Source organism: Streptococcus sp. DD11 (assembly GCF_001578865.1).
In the GTDB taxonomy this organism is placed as follows: Bacteria; Bacillota; Bacilli; order Lactobacillales; family Streptococcaceae; genus Streptococcus; species Streptococcus panodentis.
In genome coordinates this window covers 1-552 of the sequence record NZ_KQ969428.1, presented here as the reverse complement: position 1 = coordinate 552, position 552 = coordinate 1, and the positions used below count along the sequence as shown (strand labels likewise).

Annotated in this window: 1 protein-coding gene; it reads left to right on the top strand. The window is 47.5% G+C overall.

Annotation, left to right across the window (positions count from 1 at the left end; genetic code table 11):
- Positions 1 to 215 precede the first annotated feature (215 nt).
- Complete coding sequence (locus STRDD11_RS13265; RefSeq protein ID WP_128837678.1) at positions 216 to 488, top strand: TIGR04197 family type VII secretion effector; 273 nt, start codon at positions 216 to 218, stop codon at positions 486 to 488.
- The last annotated feature ends 64 nt before the right edge of the window (positions 489 to 552 follow it).

Sequence of the window (552 nt, the reverse complement as noted above, 5' to 3'; positions counted from 1 at the left end):
CCAGTCCCCCGGACTGGGAGAGCCTCGCGGGCTGGGAGTGAAAAGGTTTGGGGAACCTTTTCAGCCTGAGCTTAGAAACAAAAGAGTGAAGAGAACTAAATTTTTAAAAATTTAGTTCTGTCCCACCGCCGTTTTTTTATATCTGCCTTTCCTTTCTTTTTCAAAACTATGATATAATGAAAGGGTAAATATTGAATCGTGCAAAGGAGTATGTAATGGGCACTATTAAATCCAATACGATATCAGCTAGCTCGGCGATCAGCGAGCTGGTCGGGTTGGACACCGGCGCTGCGCAAAATCTGCAGGTGGAGTTTGCCTATACGGCTGAGATTGCTGGGATGGAAGCTGGGCGTCAGGCGGCCAACGGGATCCTGCAGGCGGTTTCTGACTTTAGTGCAGCTGTTCTCACGCAAGCTAATAAATTTCCAGAAATTGCCGCAAAAATAGAAAAGCGCGATGTGGAAGAGGCCAAGCGCTGGGAGGGCTGAGCATGTACCGGAAAGATAAAAGCGAAGACAAGCGCTATGAACTCTACAAGAAAATCCAGAAAGC

What these genes read in the sequence shown, in the direction of transcription:
- STRDD11_RS13265 (WP_128837678.1), top strand. Translation starts at nt 216, where the DNA reads ATGGGCACTATTAAATCCAATACGATATCAGCTAGCTCGGCGATCAGC.